A 25,745-nucleotide genomic window follows, 5' to 3' on the forward strand; every position below is an offset into this window, starting at 1 on the left:
GGTGCGCCGATTATGTCCGAATCCGCATCAGTCCCAGCCGACTCGGTACTGGACGCGGCCGCCCGCACCTCCGAGAATCGGCAGGCATGAGCACCGCAGTCGGCGACGAGGATTTCGCGGCGATCCTCGCCCAGGTCAAGCAGTTCGTCCGCACGGTCGTCGTGCCCCGGGAGAACGAGATCGCCTCCGCCGACCGCATTCCCGACGACCTGCGCGACGCCGCCGCGCACATGGGTTTGTTCGGCTACGCCATACCCGCCGAATGGGGCGGGCTGGGGTTGAACCTGAGCCAAGACGTCGAACTGGCCATGGAACTCGGCTACACCACCCTCGCACTGCGATCGATGTTCGGCACCAATAACGGCATCGCCGGGCAGGTGCTCGTCCACTACGGCACCGACGAGCAGAAGAAGGAATGGCTCGAGCGGATCGCCTCGGGCGAAGTGGTGGCCTCCTTCGCGCTCACCGAGCCCGGCGCGGGTTCCAACCCGGCCGGGTTGCGCACCCGCGCCCGCCGCGACGGCGACGACTGGGTCCTCGACGGGCAGAAGCGGTTCATCACCAACGCCCCGGTCGCTGACCTGTTCGTCACCTTCGCCCGCACCAGGGAACCGAGCAAGGGCGATCCGGGCATCGCGGTCTTCCTCGTCCCCGCCGACGCGCCGGGGGTGAGCGTCGGGCCGAAGGACGCGAAGATGGGCCAGGAAGGCGCGTGGACCGCGGATGTGCGCTTCGACGGTGTGCGCGTGCCGGATTCGGCGCTGGTCGGCGGGTCCGAGGACGTCGGCTACAAGGCGGCGATGGTGTCGCTGGTGCGCGGCCGGGTGCACATCGCGGCGCTGGCCGTCGGTCAGGCGCAGCGCGCGTTGGACGAATCCGTCGCCTACGCCGCCGCGAACACCCAGGGCGGCGTGGCGATCGGCGACTTCCAGCTGGTGCAGGCGATGCTGGCCGAGCAGTACGCGGGCGTCGCGGCCGGTCGCGCGCTGGTGCGCGATGCCGCCGCCAAGTACGTCTCCGGCGCGGACCGCCGGATCGCGCCCTCGGCGGCGAAACTGTTCTGCACCGAAATGGCGGGCAAGGTCGCGGATCTCGCGGTGCAGGTGCACGGCGGCAGCGGCTACATGCGCGACGTGCCGGTCGAGCGGATCTATCGCGACATCCGGCTGCTGCGCCTCTACGAGGGCACCAGCGAGATCCAGAAGCTGATCATCGGCGGCAACCTGTTGCGGGAGTACAGGTCACGCGGCTGACGCGGACCTACTCGTCGAAAGCCGTGTCGCGCGAGACCTTTTCCCACCGCTCGATCTCGCCCCGCACGCCGTCGAGGTGGGCGAGGATCGCGTCGACGGCGTCGCCGCCCAGGGGCAGGCGCAGCGGGGTTTCGTCGGCGTCCAGGGCGGCGAGGATCGCGGCGGCAGCCTTCGCCGGATCACCGGCTTGCGCGCCGTCACCGCCGCGCACGAATTGTTCTGTGCCGCCGACGGTGTCGGCATACGCGGGGTGGCTCGCGCTGAAGTACGCGGCGTTCTTGCCGAACAGGTTGGTGCGGAAGGAACCCGGCTCCACCACGAGCACCTTGATGCCGAATCCCTTCACCTCGTCGGCCAACGCCTCGGACAGGCCCTCCAACGCGAATTTCGTTGCGCTGTAGGCGGAGAACCCGGCGAACGACAGCTGCCCGCCCCGGAGGCGGGCCCGATGCGCGACTTCTGGCTGGCGGTCGACGCCCGCGCGGGCCGCCCGCCCGTGATCGGCGGCGAGATCGCCAGCGCGGAGGAAACCCACGAGTCCGTCGCGGCCGGGCTGGGCCTGGTCCTGCTCGCCGAGGGCAACTCCCGGCTCATCGCCCGCGACGGCGTCGTCGTCCGTCCCGTTCGCGGGCTGGCCCCCGCCGAACTGGCCGTCGCCCGGCGTCGCGACGATGACCGGCCTCTCGTCCTCGCCTATCTCGACGCCACACACCGCGCTACCGGACACTGAATCCGGTAGCCGTCCGGGCACGGACCCGCCACCCGCATGTCGCCGGCCCGCGCGTCCGCGTGGGTGGTCGCGCTGGTGCTCGTGGCCCGCGCCATCCGTGGATTCCGGCGGCACGTATGTTGAATCGCGCTCGCGCCCAACGCTTCCTCTCGATACGCGGCAGAACCTCGCCTGCACGCCCCCTGCCACGTCATCGACCACTCAGTCGAGACAGAACTCGTTGCCCTCGATGTCCCGCATCACCAAACACGACTCGTTGACGCCGTCGGCAGGCAGCAGCCGCACCCGCTTCGCGCCGAGTGCGACCAACCGCGCGCATTCGGCTTCCAGCGCCTCGACCCGCTCCGCACCCACCAGCCCGGTCCCGACCCGCACATCGACGTGCACGCGATTCTTCACGACTTTCCCCTCGGGCACCCGCTGGAAGTACAGGCGCGGCCCCACCCCCGAGGGATCGGCGCACGCGTCCCCTCGGTGCTCGTACCCCAGTGCCTCGGCCCAGAACCGCGCGACCCGTTCGGGTTCCGCGCAATCGAAGGTGACCTGGATCTGCCTGACCGTCCCCATCAGCTCACCGTAGCGACGGCATTCCGCCCTGCGCCACCAATAATCGGCCCGCTCACGACCCGGTACACGATGACGCGTCGCTGCTGAGCAGGCTCCGGCATCAACCGGTATCGACGCCCGGCCGGGACTTCGACATCTCCGCGTCAGAACCGCGTGCCTCGCGTCGCTGGGTGGCAGTTGGGTACTGATTGCTCTATCGCGCTGAATCCACGAGGGCGGTCGGTCGGATCGGCTGCTCAGCCGATGAAGGAGCGGTGTCGGTGCGCCGGTGTAGCGTCGGGCAAGCAGAGGGTTGGGAGGACTTGGACATGAAGGGACCGGTATGAAATCTCCGCGTGCGATCGAGACGCGGTACAAGGGGTATCGCTTCAGATCGAGGTTGGAGGCACGCTGGGCTGTCTTCTTCGACGTACTCGGAATCCGATGGGAATACGAGCCCGATGGATACGTGATCGGTGGTACACCCTATCTTCCTGACTTCAAATTGCTGCACCCCAACGAGGAAGAAACCTTTGCCGAAGTCAAGGGAGGCAACGTGGACATGTTCGAGGGCGACCATGTTCGCCTGTGTCGCGGATTAGCAAACCTGACCGGACATCCCGTGATCTTGCTTACCGGAGAGCCTGCACTTCGGCTATTCAATTGTGTCGCTCCTGGAATGGACGAACGATCCTTCTGGGCAGTATTTTTTGACGACTACACCCCCAAGCGATACCGAATAGCCGACGACTATTGGTTTCAGCAGACCGAGTTCTGCAAATACACCGGGGCCCAAGTTTTCGGCCACCATCTGCGAAACGAAAGGTCCGCAAGAAAGACATTCGGTCTCAATGTACTGAACGCCATAGCGTCCGCACGTGCCGCACGCTTCGAGCACGGCGAGTCACCGACAGAGGTCCACCTACCGCGACGCGAATGACATCGAAACAGACCGCGCCAACTGCTCGCCGCGAAGAAGCACCGGCCTCCAGTTTGCTTCACTGTTGCCGCCGCCTACTCCAGGCTTCACGGCGATGCTCATGGTTCGCTGCGGCGGTGTCGCCCGCAATGAACGGGGGCTTCTTCATCCGTCTGACCGTCGGCCAAGAATACCGTTATCATTGGCCGACGGTAGGAGAAGGACGGCCTTCCGGTCGATTCCGGAGTCGGACAGTCCCACGGTGTTCGGCAGACGCAACGCTTCTTCATCGAGGCCAACCGAGTGTGAAACTCGGCGTCCACGGCCTCCCGCATCCGATGTAGAGATCCCCGGGTGCCGAACGCAAGCACCACGTGTCGGAAGCACTCCCTCATATCCCGCTATCACGTGGGGGCTTTCGGACGGATTCCATCGCTCGATTCCGGCGCGCCCGTCACCTTCGAGCGGGCACACGGCGAGGTGCGGCGGCAGCGCCTCGCCCGTCGTCAGCAGTGCGTAGACATAGAACCGTTCGGGATGTCAGGAACGCAACTCCGTGAGCGCCGCCCGCGTGGCCGCCGCGAGAACACCCCGCAGGCCGGATCGGGAACATACCGAGCCGGAACAACCGTTGTGCTTCACCGATCATGATGCGGCGCAGCATATCCGCGTCAACCCGAGCCCTCGACGCATCAAGAACGCTCGTGCGCGTCCGCACTGATCGCCGTCGCGATGCGGTCCACGTCGAAACGCTCCTGGTCGGGCAGGGGCGCACCCGCCGCGGCCCGCGCCTCCGTCGCGGCGGCGAGGAGGCGGCGGGCTTCGTCGAAGTTCCCGGCGAGGGCGGCCGCGCCGGCGAGACCTTCCTGCGCGAGGGCGACCGCGCGGGGGTCGCCGGTGCACCGGGCAACGGTCAGGCCTTCGTCGTGCAGGGCGCGGGCGCGCTCGGGATCGCCGCGCAGCTCGGCGATGAAGCCGAGTTCGGCGAGGCTGTGCGCGACGCCGGGCGCGTAGCCGACGGCCCGGTTCCAATCCAAGGAGGCGCGGGTGTGCTGCTCGGCGTCGTCGAGTCGTCCCTCACGGCGCGCGCCGATACCGAGGCCCACCTCGGCGAAAACCCGGCCGAGTTCGTGGCCCTGCCCCACCGAGAGCGCGAGCGCGCGTTCGTGGAGCAGCCGCGCCCGGGGCAGATCGCCGGCCAGCAACGCGAGCCGGCCGAGCCCCGACATCATGTCGGCGACCTGCGGCCACAGGCAGAGTTCCTCGGCCCGGCGCAGTCCGTCGCGGCGCAGACGCACGGCTTCGGTGTAATCGCCGACGATCTCGGCACGCCTGCCGAGGAGTTCGGCGGCCCGCAGCTGCCCCCACCGGTCGCCGAGAACCGTGAAGAGGCGGGCACTTTCGGTCGCGTCGCGATGCATGGCCGTGAGGTCGCCGCGCAGCAGGGCGTGGTGGCCGGCGCTGCTCAAAGCGGCCGCGAGACCCCATTCGTCCTCGGCCGCACGGAATCCCGCCACGGCACGCTGCGCGAGGGCTTCGCCGACCGAATGGTCGCCACCGCCGAGCAGCACCTCGCCGAGCAGCCACTCGGTGAACGCCAGGCCGGCCGGATCGTCCACCCCGTCGAATCCCGCGACCGCCGCGTCGACCAGTTCCGACCGGTCCGACGCGCCCGCGCTGAGCAGCGTGAGCGCCGACCACCACCCGTTGGCGCGCGCCCGCAGCGCCGGTGCGGCGCCTCGAGCAGCGCCGAGCGCCGCGTCGAGCAGCCGGACACCCTCCCTGATCCGCCCACGCAGGAACCAGTACCAGCCCAGGGCATCGACCAGGCGCAGCGCGACCTCGACGTCCCCACGCCGCACCGAATCCTCCACGGCAGACCGGAGATTCGCGTACTCGGTGTCCAGGACCGCCAGCCACCGCCGCTGATCGGCGCCGCGCAGCCACGCCCGCGCCCGCTCCGCCAGCGCCGCGTAGTACTCGTTGCGCGCACCGCGCACCGCGTCGGCCTCACCGGCTTCGGTGAGCCGCTGCGCGCAGTACAGCGCGACCGATTCCAGCAGCCGGTAGCGCGGCCCGGCATCGGTGTCCTTCATCGCGACGAGTGAGCGATCCACCAGGCGCGCGAGCAGGTCCGGCACCCGGGCTCCCGGCAGATCGGCGCTCGCGCAGACACTTTCGGCCGCCGCGAGCCCGAATCCGTCCCCGTGCACCGAAAGCCTGCGCAGCACTGCCTGTTCCGGCTCGGACAACTGCTCCCAGCTCCAGTCGATCACGGCGCGCAGCGTCTGCTGCCGGCCCGGACCGCCCCGCCGTCCGGTGACCAGCAGCTCGAACCGATCGTCCATGCGGGCGGCCAACTCTCGCACGCCCAGGGCCCGCACGCGGGCCGCGGCCAGCTCCAGCGCCAGGGGAATCCCGTCGAGGCGACGGCAGATGACCGCGACGGCCGCGGCGTTGCCCGCATCGATCGCGAAGCCGGGCGAGGCGGCCGCCGCCCGCGCGGCGAACAGCCGGACGGCGCTGAACTTCGGCAGCGCCTCCACACCGATATCCGCGGGCGCATAGGGCAATTCGAGCGCGGGCACCGGGTAGACGGCTTCACCGTCCACGCCCAGTGGCTCGCGGCTCGTGGCCAGCACACGCAATCCGGCGGCCGAACGCATCAGTCGCTCAGCCACTTCGGCGACCACGGCCACCAGATGTTCGCAGTTGTCCAGGACCAGCAGAACCCGCTTGCCGTCGAGCGCGGTGACCAGCTGGTCGAACGGATCGGCGGCGGACCGGATGTCGTTGCGGATGCCGAGCGCCGCGTGCACGGTGTCCACGACGGTCGTCCGCGCGGCGGCGCTCGCGTCGAGTCCGGCCAGCTCGACGAACCACACGCCATCGGGGTGGTCGGGGCGCAGCGAGCGCGCCACTTCGATCGAGAGCCGAGTCTTGCCGACGCCGCCCGGTCCGACGAGGGTGACCATCCGATACTCGCCGAGCATGCCGCGCACGTCGTGGGCCGCTTCGGCGCGACCGATCAGTTCGGTCAGCTCGCCGGGCAGGTTGGTCGGCGTGCTCGCCGGGCTGGGCGCGAGCAGCGGATCCTGCGCGAGGATCGCGCGGTGCACGGCGGCCACCTCGGGGCCGGGATCGACGCCGAGTTCGGTGCGCAGCCGTTCGCGCAACTCGGTGAAACCGGCCAGGGCTTCGCTCTGCCGTCCGGACCGGTAGAGGGCGCGCAGGTGCGCGGCGCGCAGTCGTTCGCGCAGGGGATGTTCGGCGACCAGCGGCGCCAATTCGCCCACCAGATCGCTGTCTTCGGCGAGTTCGAGCAGCGCCTCGGCCCGGGTCTCCACCGCGGACAGCCGCAGTTCTTCCAGCCGGGCGATCTCGACCGCCGCGAACTCCGCGTCGGCCACGTCGGCGAACGCCGGGCCGCGCCAGAGTCGCAATGCGGCCGTGAGAGCCTCGGCCCGGGACCGGGCGTCCGGTCCGGCATGGGCCAGCGCCTCCTCGAACCGGCCCGCGTCCACGGCGTCGGCCGCGACCTCCAGCCGGTAGCTCGCGGAGCCGGAGGCCACCAACGCGCGCGCGTCCGGTTCGGCGGCGGCGAGGGCGGCGCGCAGTTGCGAGACCTTGACCTGGAGCGCGCTCGCCGCGTCGCGGGGCGCCCGCCGCGGCCACAGCACATCGATCAGCCGATCGGTCGACACCGGACGCCCGCGATGGACGAGGAGAACGGCGAGCACCGTGCGCACCTGGCCGGGCGGGATCGCGACGGGCGCACCCTCCTCCGTCCACACCGCCAGTGCGCCGAGCACGCCGAACCTCATGCCCGTGACGATACGGCCCGCGTAACCGGGGGTGATCACCGTGTAGGGCGGCGGTAAGGGGCGTGTAGGCCGGGGCCGCGAAAGTCGTGCGGGTACGACGACTTCGGCTGGAAAGGCGGATCCTATGCACGCAACCGATGCCGTGCACGTGGCGATCATCATCGGCAGCACCCGCGCACACCGATTCGGGCCCACGGTCGCCACATGGTTTCACGACCACGCGGCAGCGCACGGCGGACTCGACCTCGACCTCATCGATCTGGCCGACGCCGGGCTCTCCGATGTCCTCGACGAATCCGACGCCGCCGTCGCCGCACTCGCGCCGCGCCTGGCGCGCGCCGACGCGTTCGTGATCGTCTCGCCCGAGTACAACCGGGGCTATCCCGCCCCGCTCAAGAACGCCATCGACTCCTATGTCGAGGAGTGGAAGGCGAAACCGGTCGCCATCGTCAGCTACGGCGGCGTCTCGGGCGGCTTGCGGGCCGCCGAACAACTGCGCCAAGTGTTCGGCGAACTGCACGCCGTGACAATTCGCGACACCGTGAGCTTCCACTCGTGCTGGAACAAATTCGACGACGCCGGCAAGCCGCTCGACCTCGCCGGCGCGGGCGCCGCCGCGACGGCCCTGCTCAACCAGCTCACCTGGTGGGCCCGCGCGCTCCACGACGCCCGCGTCGCGCGCCCCTACCCGCTCTGAGCACGAAGAAGGACCCCGATGAGAAAACACCCGGCCGCGGCTCTGGCCCTCCTGGCCTTCTCCAGTCTGATCACCTCGCTGGACTTCACCATCATCTACGTCGCCCTGCCCGACATCGCCCGCGATGTCGGGTTCACCGGACACACCATGCAATGGGTCGTCAGCGCCTACGCCATCTTCTTCGGCGGCCTGCTGCTCCTCGGCGGACGCTCCGCCGACCTCCTCGGCCGACGACGCATCTTCGTCCTCGGCATGGCGTTGTTCGGCGCCGCTTCCCTGCTCGGCGGCCTCGCCACCACCACGGCCGCGCTGATCGCCGCGCGCGCGATCCAAGGGGCCGGCGCGGCTCTGCTGTTCCCCGCGACGCTCTCGCTGGTCAACACCATGTTCGAGGAGGGAAGGGAACGCATCCGAGCGCTCGCGGTCTGGGCGGGCGCCGGAGCCGGTGGGCTCAGCCTCGGCGCCTTGCTCGGCGGCGTGCTGACCAGTGTGTTCGGCTGGCAGGCCGTGTTCTTGATCAACATCCCCCTCGTGCTGGCCGGCGCGGGCGCGGCGTTCTTCGTGCTCCGGGCCGACGGTCCCCGCGATCGCACGCGGGGCTTCGACGTGCCCGGCGCGCTCACCGGCACCGTGGGCGTCACCTTGCTGGTGTTCACGGTGGCGCAGGCGCCCGAGTCCGGGTGGACGTCGAAACCCGTCCTGGCCGGGGGCGCGGCGGCGGTCGTGCTGCTGGGCGCGTTCCTGATGATCGAGGCGCGCAGTGCCGGCCCGCTCATGCCGTTGCGGTTGGCGCGGGCGCTGGGCCCGGCCCTCGCGGTCATCTTCGTGTTCGGCGCCAGCACACAGAATGTCGTCTACTTCCTCACGCTGTTCCTCCAAAACGTGTGGGAATACAGCGCACTCGTCACCGGGCTCGTGTTCCTGAGCCTGTCGGTGGTCATCGCGGTCGCGAACTTCGTCGCCGAAAGGCTCATCGTGCGGACCGGTATCCGCGCCACCCTGATCACCGGCCTGCTGCTGGGCGCGGCCGGCGGCGGGCTCCTCGCCGCCGGGATGGCCGTGGACGGCTCCTACTGGACGATCCTGCCCGGAATCCTGGTGTACGGCGCGGGGATGGGCACGATCTTCCCGACCATGTTCGCCGCCGCCGGAACCGGTGTCGCCGAACACGAACAAGGCACCGCGGGCGGGATGGCCAACACCGCGATGCAGGTCGGCATCGGCGCGGGCCTCGCGGTCCTCGTCGGCATCGCCAACGCGGGACTGGACGGTCTCGACGGCACGGCCCTGCGCCTAGCGACCGCCGACGGGCTGCGCACCACGGTCGTGGTCGCCGCCGCGGCCACCCTGCTCGGCCTGCTCGCGGCGGGGGTGATGCGCGGACGTCGAGGGGTCGACACGCGTGATCACACCGCGGCGCCCGTGCCCGCTTCGGCCGGATGAGCGTGGAGAACCTCGAAACCATCTATACGACAACGCCTTTCGGTATCCACGAAGAAGGAGAATCATGACAGTCGCAGTATTGGGCTTGGGCGAAATGGGCTCCGCTCTGGCTACCGCCGTGCTGGACGCCGGCCACCCGCTGATCGTCTGGAACAGGTCCGCGGCCAAGGCGGAAACGCTGGTGGCCAAGGGAGCACGCCTGGCCGCGTCACCGGAGGCGGCCGTCGCCGAGGCGGAACTGGTGATCGTCAATGTCCAAGGCGGCGAGATCGCCGTGGATCTGCTGCGGTCGGTCGGCGGGGCGCTGGCGGGCCGGACCGTGGTGAACCTGACCGACGGTCCGTCCGAACGGGCCGCGGCGGCAGCGGAATCGGTGGCCGCCCACTACGCCGACTACCTGCACGGCCAGATCATGACCATCGCCCCCGCGATCGGTTCCCCGGACGCGGTGATCTTCTACGGCGGTCCGCGCCCGGTGTTCGACCGCCACGAGCCCATCCTGCGGGCGCTCGGCGGCCGCGCGACCCACGTCTCCGAGGACCCGCGCGTGCCCCTGGTCTACGGGCTGGCGTTCCACGACATCATGTGGGGCCTGCTGAACGGATTCCTGCACGCCGCGGCGCTGCTCGGCGATGCGGGAATCCCGATCGTCCGCTACGCCGAACAGGCGGAGCCGGCGCTGGCGGGCCTGCCCGGCCTGTTCCCGATGCTCGCGGGCGAGATCGATCGCGCCGAATTCGCCACTCCCTTCGGCGCGTTGAAGCACCACCTGCCCTCGCTCGAGGATCTGATCGCCGAAAGCCGTGCGCGCGGCATCGATACCGAATTCCCCACCTACACCGGCCGGCTCGTCGCCGACACGCTCGCGGCGGGCCACGGCGACGACAGCTATTCGCGCCTCGTCGAGCACTTCGGCCGCCGGTGAGCGGCCCACGAACCAGCTCGCGCGGCGACTCCCCTGACGTGCGGCGGACGACCCGTCCCCGCATCACCGTCGGCATCGAATACCTTGCCGACGAAACCCACTCGAACACCGGAGGAGAATCCATGAAGAAAGCATTCGTCACGGCGGCGGCAGGACTCGCGGGCCTGGCCGGCACGGTGGTCCTCGGTTCCGGGGCCGCTCAGGCGGCGCCGCAGGACTGCGTCGTCGAAAAGGACCTGTTCGGCGCATCGGCGATCTGTCATCCCGACGGCGGCAGCAACTACGTGCTGCGCGTCGAGTGCGTCGGCCTCTACGCCAGCGGCCCGTTTCCGCTCTACGCCATCGGCCCGTACCACACGCTGAGCTACCCCTTCACCCCCTCCGGCGACCGCATCACCGCCGGCTGCACCGGCGCGGGCCCCGGCATCTTCGCCATCGCGACCGGCGCCCACGTCGAGGTCTTCCGAGGCTAGAACCACCCGGGGCGGTATCGAGGACTACCGTGCCGCCCCGGCGTGGGCCACCCTGCGCGATCTGGTCGCCGACGCCGCCGCCCGGTGGAGCGGCCCACCGCAAGGCCCACCCTCACACCGTCTTCTGTTCGGCGAACGCCCGCCGCGATTCCTCGTGCAGGATCTCCAGCAATTCCTGTTCCAGCGCCGCGAATTCGGGTGCGGTGATCGTGGACAGGTCGCGGGGCCGGGGCAGGTCGACGCGCACCTCGTGGCGCACGGTCGCGGGGCGGGCCGAGAGCACGATCACGCGATCGGACAGGTACACGGCCTCGCGGATGTCGTGGGTGATCATCAGCACCGTCCATCGGTAGCGCTGCCACACCTCTTGCAGCCAGGACTGCATCTCGGTGCGGGTCAGGGAGTCGAGCGCGCCGAAAGGTTCGTCCAGCAGCAGCACTTCGCGTTCCTGAACCACGGTGCGCAACAGCGCGGCCCGCTGTCGCATCCCGCCCGACAGCTGCGACGGTCGCGCGTTCTCGAACCCGGCCAGCCCGAACACCGGGAACAGTTCGAGGGCGCGGCGGCGGGCCTCCGATTTCGGCACGCCCCGCACCTGCAACCCGAGGATGGTGTTGTCGAGGATGGTCCGCCACGGGAACAGCAGATCCTTCTGCGGCATATAGGCGCAATGCGAGGCCGGATCCTCGCCCTCGGCCGCGCGGAAGCGCACGCCGCCCGAATCCGGGGTTTCCAGTCCGGCCAGCATGTTGAAGACGGTGCTCTTCCCGCACCCGCTGGGCCCGATGACGCTCACGAACTCCCCCGACCGCACGGTGAACGAAACCCCGCCCAGCACCGCGAGATCCGGGGCGCGCCGCCCGTGCCCGGGGAACGATTTCCGAAGCCCGTCCACGACGAGCCGGTCCTCAACCACGACCGCTCCTGTTCTCCGCGAGCGCCCACGGCGCGACCAGCCGTTCGATCAGGAACGTCGACAGGTACAGCGCGATGCTCAGCAGCGCCGTCACCAGCACCGCCGCCAGCACCAGGTCGGTGCGGAACGAGTTCTTCTGCAGGCTCATGTAGATGCCGAGACCTGCACTGGCACCGACGTATTCGGCGAACACCGCACCGACCACCGCGTAGGTGATGCCGATGCGCAGGGCCGTGAAGAACCGCGGCACCGCCGAAGGCAGCCGCACATACCGGAACACCTGCGCGCGCGAGGCGCCCATGCTCCGCAGCAGTGCCCCCGCCTCCCGGTCGGCCGCGGCGAACCCTTCGATGAGGCCGATCGCCATCGGGAAGAAGGTCACCAACGAGACCACGAGGATCTTCGGCAGCAGTCCGAACCCGAACCAGATGATCATCAGCGGCGCGATCGCCACGATCGGCAGCGTCTGCGACGCCACGAACAGCGGCACGAACGCACGCCGCAACCACGGCGAGAAATCCACCACGATCGCCAGCGCCCACGCCAGCGTCAGCGACACCGCGAACCCGAGGAGCGTCACCTGCAAGGTCGCGGCCGCGTGGGTGCCGATCTCCTCGCGATGCGCCCACCCCTGCCGCGCCACCCGCATCGGCGAGGGCAGCACCTGCGGGCGAATTCCACTGGCCGAAACGTAGATCTGCCAGACGGCGACCAGCACGGCCACCGTCACGACGGACGGGACGGCCCACCGGATTCCGCCCGAGCGCGCCGCACCGCCTACCGCGATGTCACGGGTTGCCGAGGTACTCATTGGTGAAATAGGTCGACCAGTCGGGCTCCGCCGTCAGCGGTGAGCCGTCGGGCCCGTTCAGCAGACCACCCCGGTACAGGAAGCCGGAATTGGCCGCCCACTGCGCCTGCGTCTGGGTGCCCACCCGGCCGTCGGCGTCCTTCATGAACTGCTCGGCCAGCATGCGCTGACTCTCGAAGACCAGCTTCTCGTCGTTGAACGCACCGGGATTGGCGTCGATGAGATCCTGAGCCGCCGCGTCGGGGTTGTCGGCGGCGAACTGGTAGCCGCGCTGCAACGCTTGCACGAACTGCCGCGCGCGCTCCGGATTCGCCGCGAGCCAGTCCTCGTTGGCGTCGATCACGATGGCGTAGGCGTCGGGGAAGCCGAAATCCGTGTAGCGGAAGTACTTCATGGGCGTGCCGTGGTGCTCGGCTTCGATGCCCTCCCACGCCAGGTAGGAGACGGTGAAGTCGGCCTTGCCGGAGTAGACCGCCTCGTAGGCCGACGATCCCAGCGTCACCGACGTGAAATCGCCGGTGCCGCCGTCGTTGCGGATGACCTGTTGCAGCGCTTCCTTCTCCCCCGGATCGCCGAAGCCCGCGTACGTCTTGCCGTCGAGGTCCTTCGGGCTCGCGATGTCGGCGCGGTCGGCCCGCACACCGATCCCGGTCGCCCAGTGCTGCAAGGGGGCGAGCACCGACTTCGTGCGCGCCCCCGCCGCGCGGGCGAACGTCGCCGAATTGTGCGTGCTGATACCGAATTCCGCGTTCCCGGCGTCGATCACGGTGCCGACCGAGGTGTTGTTGTACGGCAGGACCTGCACGTCCAGCCCCGCTTCGGCGAAGTAGCCGCGCTGCAGGGCGACGTAGAGCCCCGAGTGGTTGGTGTTCGGCGTCCAGTCGAGCGCGAAGCGGATGGTGTCGCCGGAATCCGATCCCGAACCGCAGGCGGTGAGCGCCGAGAGCAGCGCGACACCGGTGACGACGACCGCGAGCGCGCGGCGCAGGCGACCGGTCATGACGCGGGCCAGGGCTGCGGATGCAGGGCGGTGTCCCAGAACATCAGTTCGTAGCGGGTGGCGATCGTGAACGCCGTCGCCATCGCGTCCCGGTCCCGCTCGCTCGCCGACTCGGCGGCCTCGTCGACCAGTGCGCGGGCGGTGACCGCGGAGTTCTGGAACTCCTCGGCGCCGTAGGTGGTGACCCACCGCGCGTACGGGTGGTCCGGATCGGCGGCGATCACCTTCGCGGCGCTCTCGGCCAGGTCGCGGCCCACCTCGGCGTAGATCCAGAAGCACGGCAGCGCCGCCGCCGCGGCCACCGCGTACGACTCGGTCGCGGCGGTCGCGATCAGAAACGACACGTAGGCCAGGCAGGTCTGCGAATGCTCCGGCTCACCCTCGCGCGGGGGCAGCGCTCCCCCGTTGAGCAGTTCGTCGTGCATCGTGGATTCGACGGCGGCCGCCGTGGCCGACGAGGTCGCCCAGAACGCGGCAGTCCGCGGATCGGGCGATTTCGAGGCCAGGATCGCCAGCGCCTTCGAATACGCGGTCAGGTACAGCGAATCCTGTTCGATGTAGGTGCGGAACACCTCGGGCGGCAGCGTGCCGTCGCCGAGGCGGCGCAGGAATTCGAGTTCCTCGATGGCGACCCGCAGGTCCTTCGTGCGGTCCCAGAGCTGGTCGGTGAACCGACCGGTGTTCGTCGTAGAGGCGTACAACGCCGTGACATCCCTTCGTCAGTATTACCTGAACAGGTTCGGCGGGTGTGTTCTCAGCCTCGCGGACGCGAAGCACCCCGTGTCCACTGCCGACCATAGCAGTGCCGATCCGGACGAAGGGGACCTACGTCCGGCCCTCCGCCGCCGCACACGGCCCGGAAAGTACCGCTGGTCACAGTCCGCTCCCAGGCATTAGGCAAGGCTTTCCTGCATCCGCGCGCACTGGATACACTGCGCGATGACTACCCACCCGAAACGATGCGTAGGGGTTCCTCTGTGCCCGAAGACAGCCTGACCGGCGACCGTCCCGAGACGGTCGCCGACCCGAAACAGGCCAAACAAGCCGAGAAGGCGGCGCGCGCCGCGATCCTCGCCCCCGTACGCGGGCGCCTGGCGATCGCCAGCGCGATCGTGTTCGCCTCCGCGGTGTGCGCGGTGCTGCCCTTCGTCCTCATCGTCGAGGCCGCCCGGCGGCTGCTCGACGGCGACACCACCGCCGTGTGGCAGCCGGTGCTGGTGGCGCTGATCCTGCTCGGCCTGCGCGGCATGCTCTACTCCGGCGCGCTGCTGTGGACCCACGTCATCGACGCCGACAACCAACTGCACCTGCGCCAGTCGCTGGCCGACAAGCTGCGCCGGGTGCCGCTGGGCTGGTTCGGCGCGCGCACCTCGGGTGAGGTCAAGAAGCTCCTCCAGGACGACGTGGAGGCGATCCACTACCTGGTCGCCCACGCGCAGATGGAGTTCACCGCGGCCATCGTCACGCCGCTGCTCACCCTGGGCTACCTGTTCCTCGTCGATTGGCGGCTCGCGCTCGCGCTGCTGGCGCCGCTGGCCCTCTACGGCGTGGCGCTCGGGGCGATGATGGGCCGCAACTACGACGAGAAGATGCGCGAGTACACCGAGTGGGAGAAGCGCTCGGAATCGGCGACGGTCGAATTCGTCGACGGCATCCAGGTGGTGCGGGCGTTCGGTCAGGCCCGCCGCGCCCACACCCGCTACCGCGAGGCGGTCGAGGGTTTCACCGACTACTTCAAGGCGTGGGCGACGCCGATGACGCGGATCGAGGCGTCGGCGAGCCTGCTGCTCAACCCGGTGTTCCTCATGGTGGTCGTGCTGGCCGTCGGCCTGCCGCTGGTCTCGGGCGGCATGTCCGCGCTGGACCTGCTGCCGTTCCTGCTGCTGGGCCTGGGCCTGGGCACCACGGTGCTCACGGTCGGCTACTCGGCGCAGTCGCTGCGCCAGGCCGACGCGGCCTGCCTGCGGCTCCACGAGCAGATGCAGGTCGCCGAACTCGAGGAGATCGACCCGGTCGACGCGCAGGTCGTGGAGCCGGGGACGGTCGTGTTCGAGGACGTGCAATTCGGCTACCACGAGGGCCACGACGTGCTGAAGGGCGTGTCGGCGACGCTGCGGCCGGGCACCATCACCGCGCTGGTGGGGCCGAGCGGGTCCGGCAAGTCCACGATGGCGAAGCTGCTGCCGCGCTTCCACGACGTCACGCGGGGCCGCATCACCATCGACGGCCAGGACATCCGTTCGATGCCGCAGGAGGACCTGTACCGGCTCGTGTCGTTCGTGTTCCAGGACGTGCGCCTGCTGCACGACACGGTGCGCGCGAACCTGGCGCTGGCGCGGCCCGACGCGAGCGCCGAGGAGATCGAACGCGTCGCCCGCGCGGCCCAGATCCACGACCGCATCCTGGAACTCCCGCGCGGCTACGACTCGGTGATCGGCGACGACGCGCGACTGTCCGGCGGTGAGGCGCAACGACTCTCGATCGCGCGGGCACTGCTGGCCGACGCGCCGATCCTGGTGCTGGACGAGGCCACCGCGTTCGCCGATCCGGAATCGGAGGCGGCGATCCAGGACGCCCTGGCCGAACTGGTGGCCCGGCGCACCGTGCTGGTGATCGCGCACCGCCTGCACACCATCACCGGTGTCGACGAACTGCTGGTCCTCGAGGACGGCAAGCTGGTCGAGCGGGGCACGCACGACGAACTGCTCGCGGCCGGCGGAACCTACCGCGGGCTGTGGGACGCGAACGAGGCCGCGGTCCGCGACCTCGGCGAAATCGAGGGAGCCGCACGATGATCCGCCAGATCACCCGCCTGGTGCCCGAAGAGCACCGGCCCCTGCTCCCCCGCTACGGCGCCGCACTGGTGGTGCTCTCGGTCGCGCAGGGCATCGCCTACGTGCTGCTCGCGCCGCTGCTCGAGGACGTCTTCGCCGACCGGCTCGACCGCGCGGGCTGGTGGCTCGCCGGCATCGTGGCGGCCTACCTGGTGGTGGCCGCCGCCAGCTTCCTGCAAGCCCAGATCGGCCTGCGCATCGGCGTCGCCCTGATGCGGCACCTGCAGATGCGCCTCGGCGACCACCTGGGCGCCATGCCGCTGGGCGCGTTCGGCCCGTCCACCTCGGGCCAGGCCTCGCGCCTGATCACCTCCAGCACCCGCGAGGTGATGGGCGTGTTCGCGCACCTGCTCACGCCGCTGGTCACCGCCGTGCTGGTGCCCGCCACGGTCGCCGTCGGCATGCTGTTCATCGACTGGCGGATCTCGCTGGCCATGGTGGCCAGCGCGCCCGTGCTCTACTTCGTGAACAAGTGGGGCGGCTCGCTCTACGCGCACGCCACCGTCGGCCAGCACCAGGCCGCCGCCGAGGCCAATTCGCGGGTCATCGAATTCGCCCAGGCGCAACCGGTGTTGCGGGCGTTCGGCGCCGACGACTCCGGCACGCGGCAGCTGCGCACGGCGCTGCGCGAACAGGGCGAGGCCACCCGGCGCTCCATCTGGGCGTCGGTGCCCGGCCTGGTGATCTTCTCGTTCGTGGTGCAGTTGACGTTCATTCCGCTGGTGTGGCTGGTGATCTCGCTGTCGACGTCCGGCGATATCTCGGTGCCGGTCGCGATCGCGCTGATCGCCGTGAGCTCCCGGTTCGTCGAGCCCCTGAACCAGGCGGCCGAGCTGTCGACCGCCATCCGGCGCGCGATGGTCGCGGTGAACAAGATCAACAAGTTCCTCGACACCCCGGTCGTCGCCGAGCCGGCCGAGCCCGCGGAACCCGCCGACGCCGGCGTGCGATTCGAGGACGTCAAGTTCGGCTACCGGCCGGAAGAGCCGGTGCTGCAAGGGGTCTCGTTCGAGGCGCCCGCCGGCACCACCACGGCGATCGTCGGGCCCAGCGGAGCGGGCAAGACCACCGTGTTGCGTCTGGCCGCGCGGTTCTACGACACGAACGCGGGGCGCATCCTGCTCGGCGACCGCGACGTGCGCGACCTGACCTCGGAAACGCTGCTGAACCAGGTCTCGCTGGTCTTCCAGGACGTGTACCTGTTCGACCAGACCGTGCTGGACAACATCCGCGTGGGACGGCCCGACGCCACCGACGAGGAGGTGCTCGAGGCCGCCCGCACCGCGCGGGTGGACGAGATCGCCGCGCGGCTCCCCGACGGCTGGGACACCCGGGTCGGCGAGGGCGGCACCGCGCTGTCGGGCGGTGAGCGCCAGCGCATCTCGATCGCGCGGGCCCTGCTCAAGAACGCGCCCGTCGTGCTCCTGGACGAGGCGACCAGCGCCCTGGACCCGCAGAACGAGGCCGCCGTCGTGCGCGGCATCCGCGAACTCACCCAGGGCAGAACCGTCCTCGTGGTCGCCCACCGCCTCCCCACCATCCGCCACGCCGACCAGATCCTCTTCCTCGACGAGGGCGGCATCGTGGAACGCGGTACCCACGACGAACTCCTCGAAGCCGGCGGGCGCTACGCGGCGTTCTGGTCCGAGCGCACCCGCGCGGCCGGATGGAGGCTCACCGCCGCCCGCGGCTGAGATCGGTTATCCCGGCGAGTCCCCCAGGGCTTCGAGCGCTGATGCGCTTGTCGCCCACGGGAATTCGTCGCATTGGGGTGCGGGCCGAGCGTCGCTCGGCCCGCACTCCCGGGAAACACCGGCGCTCAACGCATTCCGGACCGCGCTCGCCCTACCTGTCGGCCGATCGCCGATCCGTGCTCATCGTCCGGCTCGGCCGCAGAGCCGGAGCGCTCGGGCGAGCGCGGCCAGCGCGGCGACGCAGAACACTGTCCGCACGAAATTGCCGATCACCCACGGGGTTTCGAAATCGTCCCGGGCTCGCGCGAGGTCGGTGGGCTCCGCGCGATCGATCGCCTCGTTGAGCGGAAGATGCAGCCCGCCGGTGATCGCCAGCACCACCATGTAGAGCAGGAGCGCGGCGACCGTCCAGTACAGCGCGGGTCCCGGCGCCCGCCACGCCACCAGCGCGGCGGCTACGGCCGTGAGCACGAGGGCGGCGGTGAAGAACAGGGGGAACACCGGGTTCTCGTTGAACCGCTGCGTGATCAGGACGAACGTCTCGTCGTCCACGCCGGACAGGTTGGGCATCACCGCGGCCGAGAACGTGAAGTTCAGGCCCGCCACGAGCGCCATGACCACCAGCGCGGCACCGAGCCCGAACCCGGCTCCCCCGCCGGTCGCGGCACGTACCGGAGTGTGGACTTGCTGGCTGGTCATCGGACTTCCCTCTCGTTCGGATCGGCTTCCTACATCCACTTTCCGCCACGAAGGGCGAACAACCAATGTTCGTTCATCGCTGATCCATGCTTGTTCGTCCACCGCGTCTGGACGATCGAGCACCACGCGAGCAGACTGAGCCCATGCGCGGCGACGATCCCTGGACCACTTCCGACCCCCTGGGCGAGGCCCTGCATTTCCTGCGCATGTCGGGCACCTTCTACTGCCGGTCCGAGCTGACCGCGCCGTGGGGACTGCGTTTGTCTCCGGAGCCGGGGTCGATGTGGTTTCACGTCGTGAACACCGGGCGATGCTGGCTCGACGTCGACGGCCACGAGCCCCGCCAGTTGCAGCCCGGCGACTTCGCCCTCGTCCCCCACGGCGAGGGACACCTTTTGCTCAGCGAACCGGGATCACCCGCCGCACCAGTGGAACAGCTGCCCTACGACTACGCCAGCGACCGCTATGCGATCCTGCGCCACGGCGGCGGTGGCGCACCCACCGGTATCGTCTGCGGCACAGTGCGTTTCGGCCATCCGGCCGCGCGCGACCTGGTGGCGGCGCTGCCCCGCACCATCGTGGTGGACGGCGCGCCGGACTCCCCGACCCCGGAATCGGAGTGGATGTACAGCACGCTGCGGCTCATCGCCGCCGAGGGCAGGCACCTGCGCCCCGGCGGCGAAGCGGTGATCACCCGGCTGTCGGACATTCTCGTCATCCAGGCCATCCGCGCGTGGATCGCCCGCGAGGGCGACCGCTCCGGCTGGCTGGCCGCGCTGCGTGACCCCCGCATCGGGCACGCCCTCGCCCTCGTGCACCGCGACCCCGCCCGCCCGTGGTCGGTGGCGTCCCTGGCCCGCGAGACCGCCATGTCGCGCTCGGCGTTCGCGGCGCGGTTCACCGAACTGGTCGGCGAACCGGTCATGCGGTACGTCACGCGCTGGCGCATGCAAGTGGCACTGGACCTGCTCCGCCACGAAGACGTCGCCGTCACCCAACTGGCCGGCCGCCTCGGCTACGAATCCGAAGCCGCCTTCAGCCGCGCCTTCAAACGCACCCTCGGCGTCGCCCCGGGCGCGATCCGCCGCTCCCCCGAGTTGCCGGTATACGCGGCAATTACCTGAATCCGCGGGCAGATTCGGTATCAACTCTTGACACCGGCAACACCCCAGGACGACCACGAGCACCGCCGCCGCGCGACAATGCCGTCCATTCGATTTCGGCTGCCAGGCAACAACTCTCAATCGTTGCTTGCCCGGTTTCTGGTGATGACAGACCGTCGGCACGGCATTGTTTCGGGACGAGGAGCGCACACGATGGCTGTTCGGTTCAAGCTCGGTTGGTACCCACCCGTGGTGGACGGCCCGCTGGGTAGAGAGTACGTCGGCTACATCCCACGTATGACCGAAGCGGCAGATTCTAACCGAAACCACTGGTCGGCGCGCCGGTGATCGCCGTTGTTCCCGTGATTGGTGCGGCCTGCGGGCCGATGTGAGACTCTGAGATTCGTTGCCCCGTGCCGGATTCGGCGCCCGCGCCGCTGCTCGCTCGACAGGATGACCGCGGATGGACGGACACCTCATCCGCTCAGCTCGCCACGCTCGCGGATGGTCTCAATCCCAGCTCTTGGCTGCCCTGCGGAGCCGGGCTGTGCTCGAGCACGTCACGCTGATGAGCCCGGCGTCGCTACGCGTGGCGTTGTCGCGGTGGGAGAACGGGCACACCGCGCCCGACCCGGTCCATACCCGGCTGTTGTGCAGCGTCCTGGAACTCTCGCCCACGAACCCGGCTGGGCCGATGGATGAGCAGGATGAGCTCCGCGACGATTCGCTGTTCGGGGTCCTGGCTCACCACACCAACAGCCTGCGGTTGCTGGACCGGCGCCTCGGCGCGCCGTTCGTGCGGGCACAGACCGCTGGTCACGTGGCGGCGCTGGAGGCGATGTGGGAGAGCCGATCGGGTGCCGATCGGCGCACCGTCGCGCTGGTGCAAGCTGACACTGCGGCGCTGGCGGCCTGGGAAGACCTCGATGTCGGCGACCACGCCGCAGCGAACCGGCATTTCGGGCTGGCCAGGCAGGCCGCGTCACGGTCGGGGGATTCGACGCTGCTGGCGCACGCGCTCGGCGAGCACGCGGTGATGCTGTCGGAAACCGGGCATGCCCGCCGGGCGTTGGCCCAGGTCCGGCGCGCGGAATCCCTGCCTGGCCTGCCGATGCTGTTGCGGGCCTGGCTCGCGGCGACCCGCGCGCAGGTCGCCACGTGGTGTCCTGGTGAAGCCTCGACCGTGCGTGAGGCGATGTCCGAGGCGGAAACAGTGCTCGCCCACGCCCGACAGGGCGACGAGGTTGCGCTGCCGTTCCTCGCCCTCAACGAGATCCATCTTCAGCGGTGGAACGGGCATCTGCTGGTGCGGCTCGGTGACCGTGCGGGCCGGCCCGATCGCCGAGCAGGCGCTGGCGGGGTTGCCTGCTGAGTTCGTGCGGGCCCGCGCCGGGCAGGTGCTCGACTTGGCCGAGTACGCCGCGCGCACCGGCGATCTGGACCAGGCGACGGCGCGGCTGACGGCAGCGTCGCGGGCCATTACCGAGGTGGGGTCACGGCGTCTGCGTTACCGTCACGACCTGCTCGCGCGGCGCGTGCGGGAGCTGAGCGGCAGCCGGTAGCGCGGCGAGCATCCCGACAGCGGTCGCGGTGCCCAGCAGCTGGCCCGCCGCGAGCAGCTCGCAAGTTTCGGTCAACGGCACCCACACCAGGTCGGCGGCTTCCTCACCGTCGCTCGGGGCGGCGACTTGGCGCGGCGCGCGGCCGATGAAGATGTGATGGGGGGGTTTGCACCAGACCCGGCATCGGCTCGAGAACAGCCACCAATTCGAGGGAGCCGACGTCGAACCCGGTCTCTTCCAGCAGTTCCCGGCGGGCGCACACCTCCGGCGCTTCACCCGGTTCGACGATGCCGCCCGGGGCTTCGAACCCGAGTGCGCCGACGATCCACCGGTGCCGGTGTAGCAGCAGTGCCCGGCCGTGGTCGTCGACGACCACGGTGCAGGCCACGGTGTTGAGCCGGACGGCGTGATGGGTGCGCGCCACACCGTCGGGGGTGGTGATGTCGTGCAGGCTCACCCGCAGCCAGGGGGACGCTTCGTAGACGGTGCGGTCGGAATGCACGTCCGTGCGGGGCGGGGAAGCCATGTCCTCACGGTACCGGCCAGACGACTGGTTCCGGGTCGTCGTGCTACGGGTTGCTACCTTCCGGGCGCCGTGCCGGGCGTCGATTCTTGGAGTTACGACGTTGTCCGGCAAGGGATTCGAGGTCAACCATGATGACTCCACCGACTCAGCAGGGACCGGCACCAGCGCGATCGGGGGTGGGGCGTCGGGTCGCGGTGATCGGTCAAGGACACATCGGGTTGGTGGTGTCGGTCCTGGCAACCGAAGCCGGCCACAAGGTCCTCGGCTACGACACCGACCCTCTGCGGATCGACCGGATCACCAGCGGCGGCGAAGATCTCGGCGACGTGCCCCGCGACCGGCTGGCCACGGCGCTGGCGACCGGCCGGTTCGCCGCGACCACCGACGCCGCCGCGCTGGACGGGTTCGAGGTCGCGGTCATCAGCGTCTCGACACCTCTTGCCGCGGGCCGACCGGACCTGCGGAGCCTCGAGGCCGCGGCCAAGACCGTCGCCTCGCACGCGCGCCCCGGATGCCTGGTGATCGTGGAATCCACGACGTGGCCGGGCGCCACCGACGAGATCGTGATCCCGGCCCTGGAGTCCTCGGGCCTGCGGGCCGGGGTGAACCTGCATGTCGGGTACACGCCGGAACGGATCAACCCCGGCGACGGGATCGATGCGATGGTCACGATCCCCAAGATCGTCTCCGGCTCGGACACGGCGTCGCTCGCGGCGGTCGCCGTGTTCTGGGAAACCATCGTCGACACCGTCGTCCTGGCCCCGGACATGCGAACAGCGGAACTGGCCAAACTCATCGAGAACACCTTCCGGCTGGTCAACGTCTCCCTGGTCAACGAGATCGCCCACCACGGGCGCGACCTCGGCGCCGATGTGTGGTCCGCGATCGAGTTGGCGGGCAGCAAACCCTACGGGTACATGCCGTTCACCCCGGGCGTCGGTGCGGGCGGACATTGCATCCCGGTCGCACCCCGCTACCTGGCCTGGCGGATCGGCGAAACCGGCGGCGCGGCGGCGGACCTGATCGAGACGGCGTTGTCGGTCAACGACGCTGCACCGGTGTGGGTGGCCGAACGGATCCTCACCGGCCTCGCACAGCGCGGCATCGGCGCCGGGCAGGCGGTCGTGCTGGCGGCGGGGATCAGCTACAAACCCAACATCGGTGACGTGCGGGGCTCGGCGGCCGCCGCGGTGATCGCGCACCTGCGCGGCTGCGGGGCTCAGGTGCTCGTCTACGACCCGGTCGCCGAGTCCGCCGCCGAGGTCCTGCGGGTAGTGACACCGGAACTGATCGCGGCAGTGTCCGCGGTGGCGGTGCTCGTCGGCCACGACCAACTCGACACCGCAGCGCTGGCCGCCGCCGATTACGTCTTCGACGCCTGCGCCATCCTGCCCCGCAGCTCGAATGTCGAATTCCTCTGAGCAGCAGGTGATCTGAGGTGAACTCGGGGATGAACAGCCGGTTGGGTCGGCGGCGCACGTTGCGGTCGGCGATCCTGGCCCACGACAACGACTACGGGTTCGATCCACGAACGCCGCACTGGCCGGCGCCTCCGCTGCGGGTGTCGTGCGTGGTCCCGTACTACGAGACCGGTCCGCTGGCGATCGAGTGCGTGCACCGGCTCGCCGCGGCCGTCGCCGCCTACCGCGCTGGGATCGGCCTCGGCGCACCGGCCGCCCAGATCGTCGTGGTCGACGACGGATCGAGGACCCACCCGTTCCCCGCCGACGCCGCGCCGGGGCTGGTGCGGGTGATCCGGTTGCCCCACAACCAGGGCCGAGCCGCCGCACGCAACACCGGTTTGCGGGCCAGCCGCGAGTTCGACCTGGCGCTGTTCGTCGACTCCGATGTTCTGGTCCACCCCGACCTGGTCATCGAAACCTGTCGGCTGTGGCAGCCACCGACCACGCGACCGGGGCCGATCGTGGCTTCGCTGATGTCGACCTACCGGGCCGGCGCCGAGAAGTTCGCACCCGCGCGGGCGATCTCGGCGGCGTCGATCACCGCGGACTGGCGGTTCTCCTGCCGGTTTCAGCCGTCGTGGATCGCCGATCCCAGCGACTGGATGTATGTCGGGCACCGCTTCAACCTGGTCCCCGCCACCAACTACTTCCGCAGCTGGCACGGCGCGGTAGGTCCGTGGCTGCTGCCGAACATGGTGCTCGGTGGCTGCTTCGCTGTCCCGGTGGGCCCTGCGCTTGCCGTCGGCGGCTTCGACGAAGCCTTCGCCCGCTACGGGTTCACCGAAACCAGTCTCGCCGCCCGGCTGACCGCCTCCGGCGTCCCGGTGATCCCCCAGATCACCGTCGCCGCGGTGCACGTCGAACACAACCCGGCCCACCACAACCAGCGCGACCGCGACACCCACCTGGCCACAGCGCACCGCCGGTTCTTCACGGAGTTCCTCGCCCATGACCTCGACTGACGACCACCACACCGCCACCGCACTGGCCGACCGGCTCGCCCACACCGGCGCCCTGGTCAACCTCGTCTTCCACGACATCGCCACCGACTCCGACGGGTTGTGGAGCCGGTTCGACACCACCATCGACCGGTTGCACGCGATCGCGGCATGGTGCCGTGACCTCGCCCTGACCAGGCGGGTCCGGCTGTATTTCGACGACAACCACCGGTCGCTGTTCGACCTGGTGCTCCCCGCCCTGGACGTCACCGAGTTCGCCGAAGTCGTCGCGGCCGTCCCGGTCGCCTCGATCGGACGCACCGGCCACGGCACCACCACCGACTTGCGAGCGGCCACCGCCCGCGGTGTGCGAATCGCCGCACATGGGTTCTCCCATACCCGTCTGGCCAGTTACGACCCGCACGGGGCGCTGCTGGCGACACCGATCGGCGGCCGATACACCGACCGGCCCGGCGCCGGACAGCACGACCCGGCCACCGAGAACGAGGTGCTGTTCCAGCTGGTGGAAGCCAAAGAACACCTCGACGCACTGACCGGGGCGTGCCGGGAGTTCGTGTTGCCCTACGGCTGCCACAACCCGGCCACCCTCGCGCTGAACCAGCGGTTCGGCCTCTACCCGCACCTGACCACCACCGACCCGGGCATCGACACCGGGCAGCTGTTGCGGCCCCGGTTCCTGCTCACCTCGGACGACACCCCGATCACCCTGGCCCAGCGCATCACCGAGGAAGCGAGCACATCATGACCGACACCGCACCGCGCGTGATCGCCTTCGAAGGCATTCCGTTCGCCGGGAAATCCACCGCCGCCACCGAACTGGCCCGCCAGCACCCCGAGGTCAGGGTCGTACCCGACTACCACGAGATGCTGACTCCGACCGAGCGCGTGCGCATCGCGCAGCTGTCGGATTCGGCTGACGACCAGCATCACCGGGTCGCAATGTATCGGGACCTGGACGACCGCCGGTGGAAGCAGGCCGACGAATCCGGCAGCCCGACAGTGATTTTCGACCGCTGCTACCTGTCGATCGCCGCCTACCGGATCGCCCTGCACACCGCCTTCGGCCTGCCCGGCGACCCCGACACTGCCGGGCAGGCACCGGCCGCGGTGTGTGAGCGGACCATCCCGCCGGTCGTGGTGTTCTTCGCCGTCTCGGCTCAGGCGGCCGTCGAACGCCACCACCGGCTCGCGCGCACCATCGATACCCGACTACGTACACACGAGTTCCTGTCGACGCTCATCGACTCCTACCGCCAGGTCCTCACCGCCTGCGATGCCCGCGTCCTGGTCGTGAACTCCAACCAGCCCTTGGCCGAGGTCGTCGCCCACGCATGCGAGTGCGTCCGTGATGTCCTCTGACCGGGTCCG

At 69.9% G+C, this 25,745-nt stretch carries 25 protein-coding genes and 1 riboswitch; of the genes, 16 read left to right on the plus strand and 9 right to left on the minus strand.

What is annotated here, in order from left to right; genetic code table 11:
* Positions 1 to 86: 86 nt before the first annotated feature.
* Positions 87 to 1,253: an acyl-CoA dehydrogenase family protein gene (locus OHB21_RS31565; protein WP_067513577.1), complete on the plus strand. Its 1,167-nt coding sequence runs from the start codon at positions 87 to 89 to the stop codon at positions 1,251 to 1,253.
* 7 nt (positions 1,254 to 1,260) lie between these two features.
* Here OHB21_RS31565 and OHB21_RS31570 read toward each other — a convergent pair whose 3' ends face one another.
* Entirely contained in the window at positions 1,261 to 1,632 is a 372-nt protein-coding gene (locus OHB21_RS31570; RefSeq protein WP_228788466.1) for a Rossmann-fold NAD(P)-binding domain-containing protein, read from the minus strand.
* Positions 1,633 to 1,701: 69 nt separating this feature from the next.
* Here OHB21_RS31570 and OHB21_RS31575 point away from each other — a divergent pair, with 69 nt between their 5' ends.
* The gene (locus tag OHB21_RS31575; RefSeq protein ID WP_084538114.1) at positions 1,702 to 1,983 is read left to right on the plus strand and encodes a LysR substrate-binding domain-containing protein; all 282 of its coding nucleotides are present in this window, start codon (positions 1,702 to 1,704) and stop codon (positions 1,981 to 1,983) included.
* A 201-nt stretch (positions 1,984 to 2,184) separates the two neighbouring features.
* Here OHB21_RS31575 and OHB21_RS31580 read toward each other — a convergent pair whose 3' ends face one another.
* Entirely contained in the window at positions 2,185 to 2,550 is a 366-nt protein-coding gene (locus OHB21_RS31580) for a VOC family protein (protein ID WP_067513575.1), read from the minus strand.
* A gap of 322 nt (positions 2,551 to 2,872) precedes the next feature.
* Here OHB21_RS31580 and OHB21_RS31585 point away from each other — a divergent pair, with 322 nt between their 5' ends.
* Complete coding sequence (locus OHB21_RS31585) at positions 2,873 to 3,469, plus strand: PDDEXK family nuclease (protein WP_195124554.1); 597 nt, start codon at positions 2,873 to 2,875, stop codon at positions 3,467 to 3,469.
* A gap of 671 nt (positions 3,470 to 4,140) precedes the next feature.
* Here the strand turns inward: OHB21_RS31585 and OHB21_RS31590 are convergent.
* Positions 4,141 to 7,272 (minus strand): BTAD domain-containing putative transcriptional regulator, encoded by a 3,132-nt coding sequence (locus OHB21_RS31590; protein ID WP_195124399.1) that lies wholly within the window; start codon positions 7,270 to 7,272, stop codon positions 4,141 to 4,143.
* A gap of 124 nt (positions 7,273 to 7,396) precedes the next feature.
* Here OHB21_RS31590 and OHB21_RS31595 point away from each other — a divergent pair, with 124 nt between their 5' ends.
* The 4 genes from OHB21_RS31595 to OHB21_RS31610 all read left to right on the plus strand — a co-directional run bounded on the left by OHB21_RS31595 (position 7,397) and on the right by OHB21_RS31610 (position 10,810).
* Positions 7,397 to 7,969, plus strand: coding sequence for an NADPH-dependent FMN reductase (locus OHB21_RS31595; protein ID WP_195124400.1), 573 nt, complete (start codon positions 7,397 to 7,399; stop codon positions 7,967 to 7,969).
* A gap of 18 nt (positions 7,970 to 7,987) precedes the next feature.
* Positions 7,988 to 9,412 (plus strand): MFS transporter, encoded by a 1,425-nt coding sequence (locus OHB21_RS31600; protein ID WP_195124401.1) that lies wholly within the window; start codon positions 7,988 to 7,990, stop codon positions 9,410 to 9,412.
* Between the two features lie 64 nt (positions 9,413 to 9,476).
* Positions 9,477 to 10,337, plus strand: coding sequence for an NAD(P)-dependent oxidoreductase (locus OHB21_RS31605; RefSeq protein WP_067510982.1), 861 nt, complete (start codon positions 9,477 to 9,479; stop codon positions 10,335 to 10,337).
* Positions 10,338 to 10,459: 122 nt separating this feature from the next.
* Positions 10,460 to 10,810 carry a hypothetical protein gene (locus OHB21_RS31610; protein WP_067510998.1) on the plus strand — a complete coding sequence of 117 codons (351 nt, stop codon included), beginning with the start codon at positions 10,460 to 10,462 and terminating at the stop codon, positions 10,808 to 10,810.
* Between the two features lie 112 nt (positions 10,811 to 10,922).
* Here the strand turns inward: OHB21_RS31610 and OHB21_RS31615 are convergent, their stop codons facing one another.
* From OHB21_RS31615 to OHB21_RS31630, 4 genes are all read right to left on the minus strand, one after another.
* Complete coding sequence (locus tag OHB21_RS31615) at positions 10,923 to 11,726, minus strand: ABC transporter ATP-binding protein (protein WP_067510981.1); 804 nt, start codon at positions 11,724 to 11,726, stop codon at positions 10,923 to 10,925.
* On the minus strand, positions 11,719 to 12,537 hold the full coding sequence (locus OHB21_RS31620; protein WP_067510980.1) for an ABC transporter permease: 819 nt from the start codon (positions 12,535 to 12,537) through the stop codon (positions 11,719 to 11,721). The genes OHB21_RS31615 and OHB21_RS31620 overlap by 8 nt, the downstream gene beginning before the upstream one ends.
* Positions 12,515 to 13,537 (minus strand): ABC transporter substrate-binding protein, encoded by a 1,023-nt coding sequence (locus OHB21_RS31625; protein ID WP_067510979.1) that lies wholly within the window; start codon positions 13,535 to 13,537, stop codon positions 12,515 to 12,517. The genes OHB21_RS31620 and OHB21_RS31625 overlap by 23 nt, the downstream gene beginning before the upstream one ends.
* Entirely contained in the window at positions 13,534 to 14,238 is a 705-nt protein-coding gene (locus tag OHB21_RS31630) for a TenA family protein (RefSeq protein ID WP_195124402.1), read from the minus strand. Before OHB21_RS31630 ends, OHB21_RS31625 begins: the two co-directional genes overlap by 4 nt.
* Positions 14,232 to 14,328, minus strand: a riboswitch (TPP riboswitch). (Overlaps the previous gene by 7 nt.)
* 186 nt (positions 14,329 to 14,514) lie before the next feature.
* On the opposite strand from OHB21_RS31630, the gene OHB21_RS31635 reads away from it, so the two are divergent.
* Both OHB21_RS31635 and OHB21_RS31640 read left to right on the plus strand, forming a co-directional pair.
* The gene (locus OHB21_RS31635) at positions 14,515 to 16,332 is read left to right on the plus strand and encodes an ABC transporter ATP-binding protein (protein WP_324191887.1); all 1,818 of its coding nucleotides are present in this window, start codon (positions 14,515 to 14,517) and stop codon (positions 16,330 to 16,332) included.
* Entirely contained in the window at positions 16,329 to 18,065 is a 1,737-nt protein-coding gene (locus OHB21_RS31640; protein WP_067510977.1) for an ABC transporter ATP-binding protein, read from the plus strand. Before OHB21_RS31635 ends, OHB21_RS31640 begins: the two co-directional genes overlap by 4 nt.
* 180 nt (positions 18,066 to 18,245) lie before the next feature.
* Here OHB21_RS31640 and OHB21_RS31645 read toward each other — a convergent pair whose 3' ends face one another.
* Positions 18,246 to 18,764: a DUF1772 domain-containing protein gene (locus OHB21_RS31645; RefSeq protein ID WP_084537849.1), complete on the minus strand. Its 519-nt coding sequence runs from the start codon at positions 18,762 to 18,764 to the stop codon at positions 18,246 to 18,248.
* Positions 18,765 to 18,907: 143 nt separating this feature from the next.
* On the opposite strand from OHB21_RS31645, the gene OHB21_RS31650 reads away from it, so the two are divergent.
* From OHB21_RS31650 to OHB21_RS31660, 3 genes are all read left to right on the plus strand, one after another.
* A complete protein-coding gene (locus OHB21_RS31650) occupies positions 18,908 to 19,888 on the plus strand; it encodes an AraC family transcriptional regulator (protein WP_067510976.1) in 981 nt (326 codons plus the stop codon).
* A gap of 526 nt (positions 19,889 to 20,414) precedes the next feature.
* A complete protein-coding gene (locus tag OHB21_RS31655) occupies positions 20,415 to 21,239 on the plus strand; it encodes a hypothetical protein (RefSeq protein WP_195124404.1) in 825 nt (274 codons plus the stop codon).
* On the plus strand, positions 21,229 to 21,429 hold the full coding sequence (locus tag OHB21_RS31660; protein ID WP_195124405.1) for a hypothetical protein: 201 nt from the start codon (positions 21,229 to 21,231) through the stop codon (positions 21,427 to 21,429). The genes OHB21_RS31655 and OHB21_RS31660 overlap by 11 nt, the downstream gene beginning before the upstream one ends.
* A gap of 103 nt (positions 21,430 to 21,532) precedes the next feature.
* Here the strand turns inward: OHB21_RS31660 and OHB21_RS31665 are convergent, their stop codons facing one another.
* The gene (locus OHB21_RS31665; protein ID WP_195124406.1) at positions 21,533 to 21,955 is read right to left on the minus strand and encodes an NUDIX hydrolase; all 423 of its coding nucleotides are present in this window, start codon (positions 21,953 to 21,955) and stop codon (positions 21,533 to 21,535) included.
* A gap of 131 nt (positions 21,956 to 22,086) precedes the next feature.
* On the opposite strand from OHB21_RS31665, the gene OHB21_RS31670 reads away from it, so the two are divergent.
* From OHB21_RS31670 to OHB21_RS31685, 4 genes are read left to right on the plus strand one after another with little or no spacing between them, the layout of a single operon-like run.
* Positions 22,087 to 23,376, plus strand: coding sequence for a nucleotide sugar dehydrogenase (locus OHB21_RS31670; RefSeq protein WP_067510995.1), 1,290 nt, complete (start codon positions 22,087 to 22,089; stop codon positions 23,374 to 23,376).
* A gap of 29 nt (positions 23,377 to 23,405) precedes the next feature.
* Entirely contained in the window at positions 23,406 to 24,380 is a 975-nt protein-coding gene (locus OHB21_RS31675; protein WP_195124407.1) for a glycosyltransferase family 2 protein, read from the plus strand.
* Positions 24,367 to 25,122 (plus strand): polysaccharide deacetylase family protein, encoded by a 756-nt coding sequence (locus tag OHB21_RS31680; protein WP_195124408.1) that lies wholly within the window; start codon positions 24,367 to 24,369, stop codon positions 25,120 to 25,122. Before OHB21_RS31675 ends, OHB21_RS31680 begins: the two co-directional genes overlap by 14 nt.
* Complete coding sequence (locus tag OHB21_RS31685) at positions 25,119 to 25,736, plus strand: AAA family ATPase (protein WP_067510971.1); 618 nt, start codon at positions 25,119 to 25,121, stop codon at positions 25,734 to 25,736. The genes OHB21_RS31680 and OHB21_RS31685 overlap by 4 nt, the downstream gene beginning before the upstream one ends.
* The last annotated feature ends 9 nt before the right edge of the window (positions 25,737 to 25,745 follow it).

Source organism: Nocardia puris (genome assembly GCF_036051655.1).
GTDB lineage: Bacteria > Actinomycetota > Actinomycetes > Mycobacteriales > Mycobacteriaceae > Nocardia > Nocardia puris.